14 protein-coding genes are annotated in these 16,970 nt (G+C 56.1%); 3 read left to right on the top strand and 11 right to left on the bottom strand.

The annotated features are described in order from the left end of the window. The first annotated feature begins 89 nt into the window (after positions 1 to 89). Positions 90 to 1,034: an oxygen-dependent tRNA uridine(34) hydroxylase TrhO gene (gene trhO / locus AC0JZ1_RS04410; protein ID WP_471881223.1), complete on the top strand. Its 945-nt coding sequence runs from the start codon at positions 90 to 92 to the stop codon at positions 1,032 to 1,034. 29 nt (positions 1,035 to 1,063) lie between these two features. On the opposite strand, the gene AC0JZ1_RS04405 is transcribed toward trhO, so the two are convergent. The 4 genes from AC0JZ1_RS04405 to AC0JZ1_RS04390 form a co-directional block, all read right to left on the bottom strand. Further along, positions 1,064 to 3,268 (bottom strand): putative bifunctional diguanylate cyclase/phosphodiesterase, encoded by a 2,205-nt coding sequence (locus AC0JZ1_RS04405; RefSeq protein ID WP_471881222.1) that lies wholly within the window; start codon positions 3,266 to 3,268, stop codon positions 1,064 to 1,066. A gap of 152 nt (positions 3,269 to 3,420) precedes the next feature. Further along, the gene (locus AC0JZ1_RS04400) at positions 3,421 to 4,053 is read right to left on the bottom strand and encodes an NAD(P)H-dependent oxidoreductase (RefSeq protein WP_471881221.1); all 633 of its coding nucleotides are present in this window, start codon (positions 4,051 to 4,053) and stop codon (positions 3,421 to 3,423) included. 165 nt (positions 4,054 to 4,218) lie between these two features. Next, positions 4,219 to 4,968 (bottom strand): EAL domain-containing protein, encoded by a 750-nt coding sequence (locus tag AC0JZ1_RS04395; protein WP_471881220.1) that lies wholly within the window; start codon positions 4,966 to 4,968, stop codon positions 4,219 to 4,221. A gap of 54 nt (positions 4,969 to 5,022) precedes the next feature. Next, entirely contained in the window at positions 5,023 to 6,399 is a 1,377-nt protein-coding gene (locus AC0JZ1_RS04390; protein ID WP_471881219.1) for a GH1 family beta-glucosidase, read from the bottom strand. A gap of 83 nt (positions 6,400 to 6,482) precedes the next feature. On the opposite strand from AC0JZ1_RS04390, the gene AC0JZ1_RS04385 reads away from it, so the two are divergent. Continuing rightward, positions 6,483 to 6,884 (top strand): hypothetical protein, encoded by a 402-nt coding sequence (locus AC0JZ1_RS04385; RefSeq protein ID WP_471881218.1) that lies wholly within the window; start codon positions 6,483 to 6,485, stop codon positions 6,882 to 6,884. 60 nt (positions 6,885 to 6,944) lie between these two features. Here AC0JZ1_RS04385 and AC0JZ1_RS04380 read toward each other — a convergent pair whose 3' ends face one another. Both AC0JZ1_RS04380 and AC0JZ1_RS04375 read right to left on the bottom strand, forming a co-directional pair. Next, on the bottom strand, positions 6,945 to 8,117 hold the full coding sequence (locus tag AC0JZ1_RS04380; RefSeq protein ID WP_471881217.1) for a Gfo/Idh/MocA family protein: 1,173 nt from the start codon (positions 8,115 to 8,117) through the stop codon (positions 6,945 to 6,947). 17 nt (positions 8,118 to 8,134) lie between these two features. Then, the gene (locus AC0JZ1_RS04375; protein ID WP_471881216.1) at positions 8,135 to 9,187 is read right to left on the bottom strand and encodes a sugar phosphate isomerase/epimerase family protein; all 1,053 of its coding nucleotides are present in this window, start codon (positions 9,185 to 9,187) and stop codon (positions 8,135 to 8,137) included. 397 nt (positions 9,188 to 9,584) lie between these two features. Between AC0JZ1_RS04375 and AC0JZ1_RS04370 the strand changes: the two genes are divergently transcribed. Continuing rightward, on the top strand, positions 9,585 to 9,989 hold the full coding sequence (locus tag AC0JZ1_RS04370) for a VOC family protein (protein WP_471881215.1): 405 nt from the start codon (positions 9,585 to 9,587) through the stop codon (positions 9,987 to 9,989). Between the two features lie 35 nt (positions 9,990 to 10,024). On the opposite strand, the gene xylA is transcribed toward AC0JZ1_RS04370, so the two are convergent. From xylA to AC0JZ1_RS04345, 5 genes are all read right to left on the bottom strand, one after another. Continuing rightward, the gene (gene xylA / locus AC0JZ1_RS04365; RefSeq protein ID WP_471881214.1) at positions 10,025 to 11,335 is read right to left on the bottom strand and encodes a xylose isomerase; all 1,311 of its coding nucleotides are present in this window, start codon (positions 11,333 to 11,335) and stop codon (positions 10,025 to 10,027) included. A 29-nt stretch (positions 11,336 to 11,364) separates the two neighbouring features. After that, positions 11,365 to 12,813 (bottom strand): xylulokinase, encoded by a 1,449-nt coding sequence (xylB, locus tag AC0JZ1_RS04360; protein WP_471881213.1) that lies wholly within the window; start codon positions 12,811 to 12,813, stop codon positions 11,365 to 11,367. A 23-nt stretch (positions 12,814 to 12,836) separates the two neighbouring features. Next, positions 12,837 to 13,859 carry a LacI family DNA-binding transcriptional regulator gene (locus AC0JZ1_RS04355; protein WP_471881212.1) on the bottom strand — a complete coding sequence of 341 codons (1,023 nt, stop codon included), beginning with the start codon at positions 13,857 to 13,859 and terminating at the stop codon, positions 12,837 to 12,839. A 163-nt stretch (positions 13,860 to 14,022) separates the two neighbouring features. Then, positions 14,023 to 15,600: a DHA2 family efflux MFS transporter permease subunit gene (locus AC0JZ1_RS04350; RefSeq protein ID WP_471881211.1), complete on the bottom strand. Its 1,578-nt coding sequence runs from the start codon at positions 15,598 to 15,600 to the stop codon at positions 14,023 to 14,025. Between the two features lie 117 nt (positions 15,601 to 15,717). Then, positions 15,718 to 16,905 (bottom strand): HlyD family secretion protein, encoded by a 1,188-nt coding sequence (locus AC0JZ1_RS04345; protein WP_471881210.1) that lies wholly within the window; start codon positions 16,903 to 16,905, stop codon positions 15,718 to 15,720. Between the last annotated feature and the right edge of the window lie 65 nt (positions 16,906 to 16,970).

Raw genomic sequence — 16,970 nt, 5'->3', positions numbered from 1 at the left:
ACGCCTGCCAGAGATTGACAAAGATCAAAGCACATTCGTGATCGCGAAAATCGTTGCTTTGCAGCGCGTGAGGCAGTATTTCGCCTTTCATGACCGACATTCTGAACACCAGTGCTGACGCCCAGTCCGGCTCCTTCCTCGTGGCCGCGCTCTATCACTTTGCGCGTTTTGAACGCTTCGCGGATATTCGCGACCCGCTTCAAGCGCTTTGCGAAGAGAAAGGCGTGAAAGGCACATTGCTGCTGGCGCGCGAAGGTATCAACGGCACGATTGCTGGCACAGATGCCGCAATTGCCGCCGTACTCTCTTTCATTCGCGCTCTGCCGGAATTTGCCAACCTGGAGCATAAGGAAAGCCGCGCTTCCAAAATGCCGTTCCTGCGCATGAAAGTGCGGCTGAAGAAGGAAATCGTAACGATGGGTGTTGAGGATATCGACCCCAATCGCATCGTTGGCACCTATGTCGACCCGAAGGATTGGAACGCCCTGATATCCGATCCCGAGACCATCGTGATTGACACGCGCAACGATTATGAAACAGCCATCGGCATCTTCAAGGGCGCGGTGGACCCGAAGACCAAGACCTTCCGTGAATTTCCCGACTGGGTGCGCAACAATTCCGGCCTGCATAACAAACCGAAAATTGCCATGTATTGCACCGGCGGCATCCGATGCGAAAAGGCAACGGCCTTCATGAAGGAACAGGGCTTCGATGAGGTTTTCCACCTCAAGGGCGGTATCCTGAAATATCTGGAAGAAGTGCCGCAAGAAGAGAGCCTGTGGGAAGGCGCATGCTTCGTATTTGACGAGCGCGTGTCTGTCACGCACGGACTAAAGGAAGGAAATCACAAACTCTGCCACGCTTGCCGTGAGCCCCTGACACCAGAGGTTATGGCATCTCCTCTCTTCGAAGAAGGCGTCTCCTGCCCACAATGCTATGACAAGCGCAGCGAAGCGGACAAGGACCGCTACCGCCAGAGGCAGCATCAGATTGCACTGGCCCGTAAACGTGGCGAAAAGCATCTGGGAAGCTAAGCAAGGAAGCGGGCCAATAGCCCGCTCAATCACTTCGTCCCATAAAGCCGTGGCTTCTCTTCAAGCGAAACCATCATCTGCGTGATCTGCTCCTGCCCGCTTGGCTTGCCGAAGAGATAGCCCTGCAAAAGTTGGCATCCGGCGATCTTCAGTGCCTCGGCCTGAGCCTGCGTCTCCACACCCTCTGCCGTCACAGGCATATCGAGAGACCGCGCGAGCGCTACCGTCGCATGCAGCAATTCGGCATCGCGCTGGCTATCCGCCACACCTTCAACGAGTGCCCGGTCGATCTTGATGCGGTCAAAACCGAATTGGCGCAAATAACCCACACTTGAGAAACCAGCACCAAAATCATCCAGCGCAACCTTGATACCCATGTCACGCAGCATATCCAGCGTCTGCCGGGCACGAGCAGGGTTTTGGATGAAGTAGGTCTCAGTCATTTCCAGCGTCAAGCGCGAGGCGTCGATATCTGCTTCCTGTAAAATATCCCCCACACGTCCGACAAAGGCCGGATCACGGAATTGCCCGGGAGAAACATTGACCGACAGCGTAATATCAGGCCACTGGCGCAGCGCAAAGCATGCCGACCGCAAGACACACAGACCCAGAAGATCGATCAGACCCGTGCTTTCTGCGATCGGGATGAAGATTTCAGGCGAAACAGGTCCGTAGCCCGCACGATTCCAGCGTGCCAGCGCTTCTACACCGGAAATACTGTAATCGCTGGCACGGACTATGGGCTGATACACGACCCCAATTTCCTGACGGTCGATAGCCGCACGCAGATCGAGTTCCAGAAGATTTCTCTCTTCGCGTTCGTCATCCATGGAAGCATCATAGAAAGTCCAGCGACCGCGGCCATCCTCCTTGGAGCGATACATGGCCACATCTGCCCGGCGGATCAGTTCCTCTCCCGGCACAAGCCCCTTCTTCGAGACTGACAGACCAATACTGCAGCCGATGACCGCAACACGTTCGCCAATGGTCAAGGGTTCGTCAAGAAACTCCAGGACACGATCTGAAAGCTGAGCGGCTTCCTTCTGCACATCAAAGCCAGCAAATGCGACAGCAAATTCATCGCCGCCCAATCGGGCCAGGACCGCGTTCTCCCTCGTCAACACACGAAGCCCGGCGGAGACGCTACGGATCAACCGATCACCGGTCGCATGCCCGTAGGCGTCGTTGACTTCCTTGAACCCATCGAGATCGAGGTAAAGGAGTGCGACATCGCTCCCCTCCTCTTGCGCCTTCGTCACCAGTTCCTGCAGGCCGACGAAAAGACCAGCACGATTAGGCAGACCGCTCAGACGGTCGGTCAGGGAAAGCTTTACGGCTGCTGCTTCATCAGCACTCACGCGCTTCAAAATCTGGCTGCCCGTCACGAAGAGCAGCACCATGTAAATGCCGATCATCAAGACGGCGCACCAGATTAATGGACGCACCTGTGCAAGGCTCGTATCGCCCGGTGAACGTGCCACCCAGGTAATCGAGGCGACAGGTCGACCTCTCGTGCTATTTAAAACGACCCTCTGCTCTGATGCAGCAGTATCAGCGACCAGTTCCAGACCGGGCAAAACATAAGACTGTGCAATTCTCTCGATAGCGTCATCCGTTAAATGCCGAAGGAAAACCGCATAGCGACTTTCGCCGAGAGAAACGGCTCGCTCACCGGATTTTTTACGAATGAGCCCGATCCCAACAGCTGCCACGCCCTTCTTTGTCGAGACGAAACCTGTGGCTTCCGGCATGCTGGTATCATCCATGCCGCGAACCTTTTCGAAAAGGCTGATCACATCGGGCGTGAGGAAGTCCCCGACCCGACGAGAAATATCCTCTCCCTGTGAATGGGCAGTGATTGCCGCTCCACGCTGATTCAAGACCATCGCAACATCAAAGAGATCGCTGTTAAAGCTCATTTCCCCGAAATTGCGCACGAGCCAATCACGCCCCATCGGACTATAGCCAAATTGTGCTGCATCATCCCAGGCCGAGTAATCATGAAGCGTTGCGGCCAGCTGATCCCGAAACGTTCGCATTGCACCGGTGACCGCTTCACGGGAACGGCTTTCATCCAACTGGTTGGCATAGTGGCCAACACGGTCCAGCGCACTGAACACCATGGCGGATACGCAGATCATCACTGCCGCAAAAATAAGAAGCAGTGAGCGAACGGCAGAACGCCGATCCACTGTCGTCGCGGATTGTCCGAATTTTGCTGAGACAAATCGCATACATGCGCCCCGGAATGAGAGGCCACATTGCCTGCCAAAGCGTTCAATTTACATTAACGGACTGGCTCGAATTGCAGGCTTTGAAACGTTGCTCAACAGCTTATGAAACAGGGCATGAAACAATTGCTCCATGCCCTGTTGGATGCACCCTATCAGCGCACTTCGCTAACGAACTTATCCTTGGCACGGCGAACCTTCTTCAGGTTGACCAGCCAGTCATTTTCGCTTTCGCGATACCCCAGCGGAAGGAGCGTAACAGAGCGAAGGCCACGAGCCTTGAGGCCGAGGATTTCGTCCACCTTTTCAGGCTCGAAGCCTTCCATCGGCGTTGCGTCCACACCCTCGAAGGCGGCTGCCGCAATTGACATGCCGAAACCGATATAGGCCTGGCGGGCGGCATGCTCGAAGTTCACCTGCGGGTCGCGCGGGGGATAGGTGTCAAGAATCATCTTGCGATAATTTTCCCAGCCTTCGTTGGTAAAGCCGCGCTCTTCATTGACCAGATCAAACATCGCGTTGATGCGCTCGGGAGTATAATTATCCCATGCCGCGAAGACGAGCAGATGCGAACCCTCGGTAATCTGCGCCTGGTTCCAGGCAACCGCCTGAATTTTTGCACGCACTTCCGGATTGGACACTACGATGACTTCAAACGGCTGTAGACCGCTGGATGTTGGCGCAAGGCGTGCAGCCTCGACGATGCGCTCGACCTTGTCTTCAGAAACGGCCCGCTTCGGGTCCATCTTCTTCGTGGCATAGCGCCAGTTCAGCTTTTCAAGAAGCATTTCATAAAACCTTTTATCAATCCCGACCGGCGGGAGGAGCCAGCCGAAATGCCATTTCGACCGGCTCTAGATAAAGAGGCGAACCCGCTAAACAAGCAGGCACTTTTCAGTAACCAGCCTAATCAAGCAATCGGACGAGAAACCGCCGCCTTTGATGAGCGGGGTTTATGCAGCCATCAGCTGAGGGCGAATGAAGCTCTCAAACGCAGGTTTTGCAAAGAGATAACCCTGGAAAAGACTGATGCCCAGATCCTGTAGAACATGAAGCTCACCTGCGGTTTCCACGCCTTCGCACAGCGGCGTAATGCCGAAATCCGCCAGCATGGCAACCGTGTGCCTCACGACAATGCGGCGCGCCGGGTCCTGATCGATGCCGCGGATGAGATCCATGTCCAGCTTTACGATATCCGGCTGGAAGCGGGCCAGCAGGTTGAGACCCGCATGGCCAGCGCCGAAATCATCGATTGCTGTCTTGAAGCCCATGGAGCGGTAGGTCCACAGAATGTTGAGCAGATGGTTCGTGTCGATCCGCTCGCTTTCCGTAAATTCAAAAATAATCCTTTCCAGCGGAAAGCCTACGCGCTCGGCTGTGGCAAGGGTCAAGCGAATGCACGCTCTGGGTTCATAAACGGCATTCGGCATGAAATTGATGGAAAGCTTCTCGTTTCCATTGTCTCTGAGAAGACCTGCCGCCAGTTCGATAGCCTTTACCCGGCAAGCCTGATCAAAGGCGTAACGGTTCTGGTCGTTCACACGCGCCAGCACAAAGCCTGCGCCCTCCCCTGCCATGCCTCTGACAAGGGCTTCATGCGCAAACACTTCACCTGTCGCCACATCTACAATTGGCTGAAACGCCATCGAGAAAGGCAACTCAAAGCCGGAGCCGTTTTTACAGCCTTCACATCCTGTCGCCATGAAATCCTCTCTACGCGCATGACGCGAAGCTACCTGGCAATGATTAAGGCCGTGCTAAATAAATGGCTTAATGTGATTACCTTTAGGAAAATGCTGGGCCAATTCACGATACCATTTGCCGCTCTTTTTAACGGTGCGCTTCTGCGTATCGTAATCCACATGAACCAGACCAAAGCGCATGCGATAGCCTTCTGCCCATTCAAAATTATCCATCAGGCTCCAGGCAAAATAGCCGCGCAGCGGAACACCTTCAGAGATCAGGTCTGCTGCAACCGAGAGGTGATCGCCATAATAGTCTATACGAGGCTGGTCGTCCACTTCGCCATCCACCACATCCAGATTGTAGCAGGCACCGTTTTCGGTGATGTACATCTCTGGCAAATCGTAGCGACGGTAGAGATCATTGACGAGATCACCCATCGCCGAAGGGTAGATCTCCCAGCCAATATCGGTCTTTTCGGGATTGACGAAAGGGGCCGGCTGCGTTGCCGGAAACTCCTGACCGGAAGGATCATCCAGCACGCGCATGGGGGTATAGTAATTAAGGCCCCACCAATCCAGTTTCTGGCTGATGACGGATAGATCGCCCTCTTCGACTGTCGGCATTTGCGATCCCAGCGCTTCGCGGAATTGCTGCGGATATTCACCCTTGAAGACGGGATCGAAGAATGCGCCATTGTGGAACTGGAAGGCTCTTTCTGCCGCAGCGCGGTCGGCTTCGCTGTCAGAGCCCGGCACCACGGAATGCGCGTTGAGCACCAACCCGACCGGCACCTGTGGCGCCACTTGGCGAATGACTTCCACCGCCAAGCCATGCGCCAGGTTGGTGTGATGCATGGCATGAAGTGCGGCTTGCATATTGCGTTCTCCCGGGGCATGGACGCCGTAGAGATGGCTGAGCCAGACCGAACACCAGGGCTCGTTGAATGTTGCAACGGAATCGAGACGATCGCCCAACCGCGCCATCACAACCTGCGCATAGCGCTGGAAAGCATAGGCCGTTGAGCGTGCCGTCCATCCGCCATCGCCCATCAGCGCCAGGGGCAAATCCCAGTGATAAAGCGTGGCGAACGTCTTGATACCGCGCGCCTTGCAGCCATCCACAAGCCGATCGTAGAAGTCCAGCCCCTTCTCATTGGTGGAACCGATCCCGTCCGGAATGATACGCGGCCAGGCAATGGAAAAGCGATAACCGTTAACGCCCATCTCCTTGATAAGGTCGAGATCTTCATCGAGCCGGTTGTAATGATCGCAAGCCACATCGCCGTTGTGGCGTCCATAAACGCGCCCCGGCATGTTTGAGAACGCATCCCAAATAGAGGGCTTGCGCCCATCAGCCTTGGTTGCTCCTTCTATCTGATAGGCAGCCGTTGCTACGCCAAACAGAAAGTCACCGGGAAAGCGGTCAGCAAGTGCTTTGGGATCGATCATTCATCACCTTACAAGACTAGATTTGCGTTGTATTTTAATCAGGAACATGTCACTTTAGGTTGTATTTTTCGGAGAACCTTTTCATGAACAAGACTTTATCACTCCTGATCCGCGCAGCAGCTCTGAGCATTGCACTTCCAGCGGCTACAAACGCTGCAACGCTTTCGTACAAGAACGGCCATTCCATTCTCAGCTTCAAGATAGGTTGGACGCAAGGAATGACCGTTCAACAGGCAATGCAAAAAGCCGGACCGGATTATGTGACGGGATGGTCACATAAATACGCTGGCAACTCGTTGTTGATGGTTCTTGGAACCGGCAATTTTTCAACGACCCCATCCTCCACCAAGGGCCAGTTAGGCTCACCCTACTGGCTACTTTGCATTGACGGCAAACCGGCCAACAGCGGCATGACGCAACAGAAAATTCCAGCCTCAAAATCGAATGTGAGCTGGATCTGGACCTCGAAGTTTCAGTGCAACTAACCTACCGGACTCGTCCTCACGAACCCGCGCCAGGGCCGCCAACGCGACCCTGGCACTCTCTCAAAGCTTGACCCAGGCTCCGTTCTTGCGTGAGCTTTCGATACAAGCGCTAACAAAGGCAACGCCTTTCACACCGTCGTCTACCGTCGGATAGACCACCGCCGAATCGACACGCACGCCCGTGCGTGCCGCATGAATGGCCGCAGCAGCTTCGGAGTAGATCGTGGCGAAGGCCTCCAGGTAACCTTCCGGATGGCCGCTCGGAATGCGCGTTACACGGGCAGCAGCAGAGCCTGCACCGGCACCGCCACGCGTGATCAACTGCTTTGGTTCCCCCAGTTTCGTGAACCAGAGATAGTTTGGGTCAGCTTGCGTCCATTCGATACCGGCCTTGGTGCCGTAGACGCGCACTTTCAACCCGTTCTCATTGCCGGTAGCCACCTGACTGCACCAGAGCAGGCCCTTCGCGCCGCCCTTGAAGCGCAGCATGACATGGGCATTGTCATCCAGCCGTCTGCCTTCCACGAAGGTGTGCACGTCTGCAGCCAGCTCATCCAGTTGCAGGCCGGATATGAAGCTTCCCAAATTATAGGCGTGGGTACCGATATCGCCCGTTGAACCGCCAACGCCGGACTGGTTGGGATCTGTGCGCCATACGGCTTGCTTGGCACCCGTCTGTTCCACAGGTTCTGCCAGCCAATCTTGCGGATATTCCATCTGTACCAATCGAATATCACCCACCTCGCCACTTGCCACCAGTTCCCGCGCATGGCGCACCATAGGGTAGCCAGTATAGTTATGGGTTAGGATGAAGAGGCTCTTAGCTTGGTCGGCCACCTGTTTCAGCTGTTTTGCATCCTCCAGATTGGAGGTCAGCGGTTTATCGCAAATAACGTGGATGCCGCGTTCCAGAAAGGCCTTCGCCGCAGGAAAATGCACATGGTTCGGCGTAACGATGGAAACCGCCTCAATGCCATCAGGGCGCGCCGCTTCTTTTTCGGCCATCTCCTCGAATGAGCCGTAGCACCGCTCAGGATCAAGACCAAGAACTGCACCGGATGCCTTGGATTTTTCGGGCGTCGAAGACAGTGCTCCCGCTACCAGATCGTAATGATCATCCAGACGGGCCGCCATGCGATGCACGGCGCCGATAAAGGCTCCCTGCCCGCCGCCAACCATGCCGAGCCTGATCTTGGCTGCCCGCTGCTCTGTTTTGCTTGCTTCGATTGTCATGGGACCTCTCCAGCCGCTTAAAGGCCAAGCATTCGGCGGTTGGCGGCATCATCCGTGCCACCGGACGCGAAGTCATCGAACGCCTTTTCCGTCACGCGGATGATGTGCGCCTTGACGAATTCGGCTCCCTCACGCGCGCCATCCTCAGAATTCTTCAGCGCGCATTCCCATTCGACCACGGCCCAACCATCGAAATCATTGGCGGTAAGCTTGGAGAAGACGGCACCAAAATCGACCTGCCCGTCACCGAGTGACCGGAAGCGGCCAGCACGCTGTACCCAGCCTTGATAGCCACCATAAACGCCTTGGCGTCCGGTCGGGTTAAACTCGGCATCCTTGACGTGGAACATCTTGATCCGGTCTTTGTAGATGTCGATGTTATCCAGGTAATCCAGGCACTGCAGCACGTAATGCGAGGGATCATAGAGCATGTTGGCGCGCGCATGGTTACCCACCCGCTCCAGGAACATCTCAAACGTCACGCCATCGTGCAGGTCTTCGCCGGGATGAATTTCGTAGCAAATATCGACGCCATTCTCATCAGCGTAGTCGAGGATAGGACGCCAGCGCGCAGCCAACTCATCAAACGCTGCTTCAACAAGACCGGCGGGGCGCTGCGGCCAAGGATAGATGAAGGGCCACGCCAACGCACCGGAGAAGGTGGCATGGGCTTTGATGCCCAAATTGCGTGAGGCTTTCAGCGCCATCTTCACCTGCTCAACGGCCCAGGCTTGACGGGCCTTCGGGTTGCCTCGCACCTCTGGCGCGGCAAAGCCGTCAAACGCTTCGTCATAAGCCGGATGCACGGCAACAAGCTGCCCCTGCAAATGGGTGGAAAGCTCTGTGATCTCGATGCCGTTTTGTCGCGCAACGCCCGCAAATTCCTCGCAGTAATCCTTGGATTCTGCGGCCTTCTTCAAGTCTATCAGCTGGCTTGCCCATGTCGGCACCTGAACGCCCACATAACCCTTCTCTGCTGCCCATCTGGTAATGCCGTCCCAGCTGTCAAACGGAGCTTCACTGCCCGCAAACTGGCCGAGGAAGATGGCCGGACCTTTTATCGTCTTCATTTAGTCTCCTCCCTGAGAATAACTGCAACGTTGCAGTAATGGCTAACGCAGTTCGTCCACCAAGACAACCGCGCTAGCATGACATGTTGTTAAAACACACTTGAGGTACAATGGGATAGCAAGGCTCAGCCATACAAAAACGTGTCGGAACATGCCTCATCCGCCACCCCGAATTGAGGAATTAAGTAACTGATTGAAAACGAATTTAATGCTAGAAAAACATGTGATTAGGGATGCCTCCGCGTAGCGGACGAAAGCCATACTCATCTTTCCCGCTCTGGTGGAAAAGTATATATCTTTTTGATGAATAGGTGGCATTGAAGACATGCATGCCCTTGGAGCGCCAGCAGAGATTATTTGCAAACAGCCGTGCAAAACGGCTAGCGGATTAAAACCCTTGTACGGGCTTGGCAAGAACGGCGGGATCGATATGAACGTGGCTGGCATCGGCAGAATCATCCTCCATTCGAGCGATGTAGAAGCGATGGTGGCATTCTATGCGCATCATTTCGGTTTCAGAGCCAGGAACCTTGCAGGCGATGAACTGATAGAACTGACCCCCGTTGAAGGGGGTGCTGCGTTGTTAATCCGGCGCACAGAGGCTGACCCTTGCGAACAAAAGCAGGTGGAACTTGTGTTCGATGTCGCTGATGTCGATGAGTTCGTTGCCCGCGCTTATGAACGTGGTCTCGAATTTAACGGCATCCGCGAGGGCCAGGGCTATCGTTTCTCCCAAACGCTGGACCCCAGCGGCAATCGAATTTCCGTTTCCAGCTTCGCCTTTGCGCAAAAACTCTTGTAAGGAGCCGCAAAGCGGCTCCTTACCTTTTAAAGCGATCAAACGTAGCGGTTGACCACGTTCTCCAGCAGTTCCTGTTTGCCAGACTTCGGCTGCGGGTTGACGTTCTGGCTTTCCACACGGGCCGCAATGGCATCAAGGCTTTCTTCGCCACGCAGCATCTTCTGGTTCTCCGCCTTGTTCCACCCGGCATAGCGAGCGTCGAGAGGCTGCGAAAGCGCCTTGTCCTCAATCATCTTTGCGGCAGCCTTCAAACCGCGCGCGCAGCAATCCATGCCGCCAATATGGCCAATCAGCAGGTCTTCGGCATCAAGTGATTGACGACGCAGCTTGGCATCGAAGTTCGTGCCGCCGGTGGTGAAACCGCCGCCCGCCAGAACATGATAATAGGCCAACGCCATTTCCGGCACATTGTTGGGGAACTGGTCGGTATCCCAGCCGGACTGGTAGTCATTGCGGTTCATGTCAATGGAGCCGAAGATGCCAAGCGCATTGGCAAGCGCCAGTTCATGTTCAAAACTATGGCCCGCCAGGATCGCGTGCCCCTGTTCGATATTCACCTTTACTTCCTTCTCAAGCCCGTAATTCTTGAGGAAGCCGTAAACCGTGGCGACATCATAGTCGTACTGATGCTTGGAAGGCTCCTGCGGCTTCGGCTCGATGAGGATCGCTCCCTTGAAGCCAATCTTGTGCTTGTACTCCACCACTAGGTTAAGGAATCGGCCCATCTGGTCCAATTCCTTTTTCAGGTCGGTGTTGAGCAGGGTCTCGTAACCCTCGCGGCCACCCCAGAGCACGTAGTTTTCGCCACCGAGTTTCAGAGTCGCATCCATGCAAGTCTTCACCGTGGCTGCCGCAAAGGCAAAGACATCCGGATCAGGATTGGTGGCAGCGCCAGACATGTAGCGGCGATGAGAGAAAAGGTTCGCCGTGCCCCAAAGCAGCTTGACGCCCGTCTCTTCCTGCTTCTTTGCGAAATAATCAACGATCTTGTTGAGATTGCGGGTGTTCTCCGCGAAGCTCGCGCCTTCAGGGCGCACGTCCGCATCATGGAAGCAGTAATAGGGTGCACCAAGCAACTGGAAGAATTCAAAGGCCACATCGGCCTTCAGCTTCGCGGCGTCCATAGTATCCTTGAACCATGGGCGCTCGAAGGTGTTGCCGCCGAACGGGTCCGTGCCTGGCCAAACAAAGGTGTGCCAGTAGGCGACGGCAAAGCGCAGATGGTCTTCCATGCGCTTGCCCATGACCACTTCATCGGGATTGTAATGACGAAAAGCCAGCGGATTGGTGCTGTCGGGGCCTTCATATTTGATCTTCGGTGTGTTTGCGAAAAAGCCGGTGCTCATGGGTGTTACTCCTCCTTGGGAAGGTCTGTTCAAAGGGATTTGATGGCGGGGTAGAGTGCGCTGTAACGCTGATACGCTTCGTCATAGGAAGCAGTCAGCGTGGAAACCGGATCGACCGTTTCGGCGGTTTTCGGCGCGGTGAAGACGGAGAGCGGATCAGCGCCGGTGGCAGCCACAAGGCCGAGCCTTGCCGCACCAAAGGCTGCTCCAAAATCTCCATCGGCTGGAATATCGACCGGCACGCCAAGCGCCGTTGCAATTGAGGCAAGCCAATAGCGCGAGCGCGAGCCGCCGCCGATCGCCGTCACCCGCTCAATGCTGGTGCCTGCCGATTTCAGTGCCTCCAGGCTGTCGCGGATCGCAAAGGTCACGCCTTCCATCACTGCCTGGGTTAGCGCCTTGCGCGATGTTTCATGGGCAAGACCGATGAAGGCACCGCGAATTTTAGCATCATTATGCGGTGTGCGCTCGCCGGAAAGATAGGGGAGGAACGTCACACCACCGGGAGCCTGAAGCGCATCGCCCAGTTCGGCAGAAAGCTCGCCTGCAGTTTTGCCTGTGACCTTTGCGTGCCAGTTCAGCGCATCGGTGGCAGAGAGGATCACACCCATCTGGTGCCACGTATTGGGAAGCGCATGGCAAAAGGCGTGAACGGCGCTTTCGGGCTTTGGCAGATAGGCGGAATTGGCGGCAAAAAGAACGCCGGAGGTGCCGAGCGAAACGAAAGCCTGACCTTCCCGCACTGTACCCATGCCGCAGGCAGAGGCAGCGTTATCCCCTGCTCCACCAGCCACCACGATATTGCCCGTCATGCCCCATTGCGCGGCAAGTTCGCCACGTAGCGCACCACCCGCTTCGGTTCCCTCCACCAGATGCGGCATGTGTTCTTTGGTCAAATCGGTAGCAGCCAGCAATTCGTCCGACCATGCACGCCTGCCTGTATCGAGCCAGCTGGTGCCAGCGGAATCGGACATTTCGGAGATATGCTCGCCCGTCAGCCAAAGACGCAGGTAATCCTTTGGCAGAAGTACCTTGGCGACCTTGCCGAATATCTCTGGCTCATTGTTCTTGACCCAGGCAAGCTTGGGCGCGGTAAAGCCGGGGAAGACGATATTGCCAGTCAGCGCCCTGAAACGTGGGTCAGCATCCAGTTTCGCTGCTTCCGCATGAGAGCGGGTATCGTTCCAGAGAATGCAGGGACGCAGCACCGCATTATCTGCACCGATCAGCGTTGCGCCATGCATGTGCCCGGAAAGGCCAATGCCGCGAACAGCAGCAAGCGCTTCACCATGCGCTGCCTTCAGGGCCGCAACTGCCTCCTGCGTCGCGGCGATCCAATCCGCCGGGTTCTGCTCCGACCAGCCGGGGTGTGGGCGCGCAACATCCAGTGCGGCGGTTGCCGAGCCAATGACGGCCTGATTATCATCGATCAGCAAAGCTTTGACGCCGGACGTGCCGAGATCGAGACCAAGATACATGGATTTCTCCTTCTCTCCTGCCCTCAGGGCAGATTTTCTTTCAAGAATATGTCGATGCGAATGCGCTCTTGCGCGGCGAGAAGGGCTGCACCATCGGTCCCCGCCTTCAGCACGCGAAGGGCGCTGCGAACCTCATGCCCGGCATCCTGATTGAGAACCGCATCAATACGGCCGCTGAGCAAGCCTTGCCGGCTGACCTCGGTCAGTTCATGCACCACGACCACCGGCCCCTCGGCCGCCTGCTCATTCAGCACCTGCAAAAGCCCGCGATTGCCTGCCCCGAAGCTATAAATGCCGGCAATGCCATGACTCTCAGCCAGCGCATGGCGCACCAGATATGCGACGCGCTCCGGGTTATCCGCACCTTCCACGACGGGCAGGAGCGCACGGCCCGGAAAAGAGCGGCTCACATGATCGCTGAACCCCTTCAAACGGTCACGATGATCCTGAACTTGCAGCGATCCCGCGATGGGCAGGATCTTTCCTGCGCGCTCACCTAAGAACCGGCACATCAGCGTTGCAGCGGTTTGCCCGGCAGCAACGTTATCGATGCCCGCGAAATGATGACGCTTGGAACCCGCAAGATCGGACACCAGAGTGACGAGAATTATTCCGCGTTCCGCCAATCTCTCCACGGCATCTCGAACGGCAGCGGAATCGACGGCCACGAAAGCGATGCCATCCACCTCATCCTCGCCCGCCTGCTCCAGTGCTCCAGCAAGCGCCAGATCGTCAAAGGCCGGAACATCAACCACGCGGATCGACATCCTCTCGCGTGCCGCCCACCGGATCGCCTCTTCCACCTCGGTGCGCACACCAATCATGAAGGAATTATCGTTGGCGGGAAGAATGAAGGTGAAGCGATAAATGCGGCCTTTTGCAAGGTTGGCAGCCGCCACATCGCGCACAAAACCAAGTGCTGCAATCGCCGCCTCCACCCGCTCCCGCGTGGGTGCACGCACACCGGCGCGACCGTTCAAAACACGATCGACCGTTGCAAGGCTGACGCCCGCATGAGCTGCGATATCGTGAACGGTTGGCTTCATGTCTCCTCCGGTGCAAAGGCATAAAGGAGGAATTGAGGTACGTAAATCAGAAATGTTCGCGATGTCGAAAAACACGTTGGATTGCGACATATTGAAATGGAAATGGGGCCGCTGCTTTTCGGCAACGGCCCCTCAGGAGCTGGCATCTGGCAGGGAGCAGATGTCAGTGTGCCGCGTCTGGAGGCGGGGCGGCTTTTGGTTTGGAGATCATCGACACCAACAGGATAAGACTTGCGAACAATATGGTCAGACCCATGAACACATCGATAAAGGACATGATGGTCGCTTGCTGGTGGATCATCCCCGAAAGCTTTTGCATGGCGGCGGTTGCACCATCCATGCCGTAGGAGTTGTAGTTTCCGGCAACATTGTTCAGCCAGTCGAGAGCGGCTGGATTGCCGAAGTTCACATGTTCTGAAAGACGCGCATAATGAGCATCGGACCGCTGGGTCAGCATGGTATTGATGATGGCCAGCCCCACCGCGCCACCGAGGTTTCGGGTAAGATTATAAAGGCCGGATGCGTTCTGGATACGCTGCGGCGGCAATGTGCCAAGTGCCACGTTATTGATCGGCACCATGCACAGCATCAGCGAGCAACCGCGCAGGATCTGCGGCAGCAAAAGCTCGTAAAAATCCCAATCCGCTGTCAGCCCGGTCATCAGATAGGTACCGCAAGCGAAACCGAAAAAGCCGATGGCCATCATCACCCGCGGGTCCATCTTCACCGAAAGCTTGCCCGCGACGGGCGCGGTGAAAAACATGGCGAGACCGGAGACGAACATGGTCTCACCGATCATCAACGCATCATAGCCACGGATACGGGCGAGATAGAGCGGATAGATATAGGTGAGGCCGTAGAGACCGACGCCCATAATGAAGGAAAAGAGTGAGCCGAAGGCAAAGTTGCGGTTGGAAAATGCCTTCAGGTCTACCACCGGGAAATCAACCTTGAACGCCCGCCAGAAGAACACGACAGCGCCAATCGTCATGGCAACGGTGCCAAGCACGATGCGTTCGTCGCTGAACCAATCCTTGTTGTTGCCCTCCTCCAGCACATATTCCAGGCATCCGAGGAAGACTGCCATGGAAAGCAGGCCCCACCAATCGAAGCGCTTCATCAGCTGGTGCTGCGGCTTGTCGAAGTCGATGAATGTCCAGGCAAGCAGTGTCACGACAATGCCCGGCCCGATGTTGACGAGAAACAGCCAGTGCCAGGAAAAGGCATTGCTGAGGTAGCCGCCCACTGTAGGTCCAATCGTCGGTGCAAGCGTGGCAATCAGGCCGATGATTGGAGACACGACCGAACGCTTCGAAGGTGGAAAGATGGTGAATGCCGCCGCGAAGACAGAGGGAATCATGCCGCCGCCGATGAAGCCCTGCAAGGCGCGGTAGATGATCATCTGCTCGATGCTGGTTGCCGTGGCGCAGAGTGCCGAGGCCATTGTGAAGCCAGCGGCGCAAATGGTGAAGAGAACGCGCGTGGAAAGAATACGTGCCAGCGTGCCAGACAGCGGGATCATGATAACCTCCGCAATCAGATAGGATGTCTGCACCCAGGCGACTTCATCAGAACCCGCAGAGAGGCCCGCCTGGATTTCCGATAGCGAGGCTGAGACGATCTGAATGTCGAGAATGGACATGAACATGCCGACAACCATGGCGAAGAAGGCAATCAGCTTTCTTCTATCCATGGGCGGATCGACAGGCATGGCGCCAGCATTTGCTGTAACGGCAGCCATGGGCTTGCTCCTTCAGGGCACTACCGGACGAACCTCAAGGCAATTGACCGGCATTCGCGCAGAGACGACGACACATCGCCTGCCGGACTGGAAAGCTCGGCAGGCATTGAAGGCTGGTTATTTCTTTGCATCCGGTGCGGTGCGAGTATCGACATCGGCAATGATGCTGAGACCTGCACGTAAACGACCCGTTGCCAGAGCTTCCTGCGGGATAGCGATGCGAACCGGAACGCGCTGAACGACCTTGGTGAAATTGCCTGTCGCATTTTCCGGCGGCAGCAGCGAGAAGACCGCCCCTGAGGCAGGGGATATGGATTCCACCGTTCCCTCAATCGGATGGTCGTCGAAGGCATCGACGTGAATACGGACCTTGGAGCCCGGCACGATATGGCCGATCTGCGTTTCCTTGAAGTTTGCACTGATATAGAGCGCATTCAGGGGAACGAGAGAGGCGAGGCGCTTGCCAGCGGTAACGAAATCACCCGTCTGGACAGCCAGATTGCCGACCGTTCCATCATATGGCGCCTTAAGCACCGTGAAATCGAGATCGCGCCTGGCCTGATCAACGGCCAGTTGTTGAAGATCGATCGTATTCACGGCTTCGGCACGCTGGGCTTTCAGAAGTTCAATATTGGCCTTCGCGGAGGTGACAGCTGCTTCGGCAGCTTTGACATTTGCCTGCGCCTGGTCGAGAGCAACCTGCGCATTATCAAGATCAGCCGCAGTACCGACATTCTTTGCAGCCAGTTCAGCCGCGCGCTTCTGCGTAATTTCGGCACCGCGAAGCGCTGCCTGAACCGCACCCAGTTGCGCCTGTGCCTGAAGCAGACTTGCCTCACCGCCACCGATCTGCGCGTCGATCCGCGCTACCGCCAGCTTGGCGCTCTGCACATTGGACTGAGCCTTTTCAAGCGCCAGCTGATAATCGCCCTGATCGAGGGTTACAAGCGGATCGCCAGCCTTGACCGTCTGGTTTTCAATAACATTCACCTTTTGAACGTATCCGGAAACCTTTGGCGCAATGACCGCAATATCGCCTTCCACATAAGCATCATCGGTCGACACGAGGAACCGGCCTTCGGTCCACCAGTTATGGCCATACCATCCAGCTGCGCCAAGGGCCGCAAGCAAAAGGATGGGAAGCACAGGGCTACGCTTTTTCTTAGGTCCACCAGTTTCCGAAGGCTTTGCTTCCGCAGAAACCTTGTCAGGCGCTGGCGAAGAGGGCCGCGCTTCGCTCTTGTCCTTGTTTTCCGCATCTTGGGGCACGACGCGGAGAGAACCTGAATTGGAAGGAGATGTCATGTGCTATCACCGTAGCTGGGTGGCATCCAATCGAACCGATCGGTTTAATGATCTTGACATAATCC

Source organism: Affinirhizobium capsici, from assembly GCF_977018625.1.
The sequence above is the reverse complement of the archived record's forward strand: the minus strand, read 5'-3'. Positions and strand labels throughout refer to the sequence as shown.

Coding starts and splice junctions, on each gene's coding strand:
- trhO (WP_471881223.1), top strand. CDS start 90: ATGACCGACATTCTGAACACCAGTGCTGACGCCCAGTCCGGCTCCTTC.
- AC0JZ1_RS04405 (WP_471881222.1), bottom strand. CDS start 3,268: ATGCGATTTGTCTCAGCAAAATTCGGACAATCCGCGACGACAGTGGAT.
- AC0JZ1_RS04400 (WP_471881221.1), bottom strand. CDS start 4,053: ATGCTTCTTGAAAAGCTGAACTGGCGCTATGCCACGAAGAAGATGGAC.
- AC0JZ1_RS04395 (WP_471881220.1), bottom strand. CDS start 4,968: ATGGCGACAGGATGTGAAGGCTGTAAAAACGGCTCCGGCTTTGAGTTG.
- AC0JZ1_RS04390 (WP_471881219.1), bottom strand. CDS start 6,399: ATGATCGATCCCAAAGCACTTGCTGACCGCTTTCCCGGTGACTTTCTG.
- AC0JZ1_RS04385 (WP_471881218.1), top strand. CDS start 6,483: ATGAACAAGACTTTATCACTCCTGATCCGCGCAGCAGCTCTGAGCATT.
- AC0JZ1_RS04380 (WP_471881217.1), bottom strand. CDS start 8,117: ATGACAATCGAAGCAAGCAAAACAGAGCAGCGGGCAGCCAAGATCAGG.
- AC0JZ1_RS04375 (WP_471881216.1), bottom strand. CDS start 9,187: ATGAAGACGATAAAAGGTCCGGCCATCTTCCTCGGCCAGTTTGCGGGC.
- xylA (WP_471881214.1), bottom strand. CDS start 11,335: ATGAGCACCGGCTTTTTCGCAAACACACCGAAGATCAAATATGAAGGC.
- xylB (WP_471881213.1), bottom strand. CDS start 12,813: ATGTATCTTGGTCTCGATCTCGGCACGTCCGGCGTCAAAGCTTTGCTG.
- AC0JZ1_RS04355 (WP_471881212.1), bottom strand. CDS start 13,859: ATGAAGCCAACCGTTCACGATATCGCAGCTCATGCGGGCGTCAGCCTT.
- AC0JZ1_RS04350 (WP_471881211.1), bottom strand. CDS start 15,600: ATGGCTGCCGTTACAGCAAATGCTGGCGCCATGCCTGTCGATCCGCCC.
- AC0JZ1_RS04345 (WP_471881210.1), bottom strand. CDS start 16,905: ATGACATCTCCTTCCAATTCAGGTTCTCTCCGCGTCGTGCCCCAAGAT.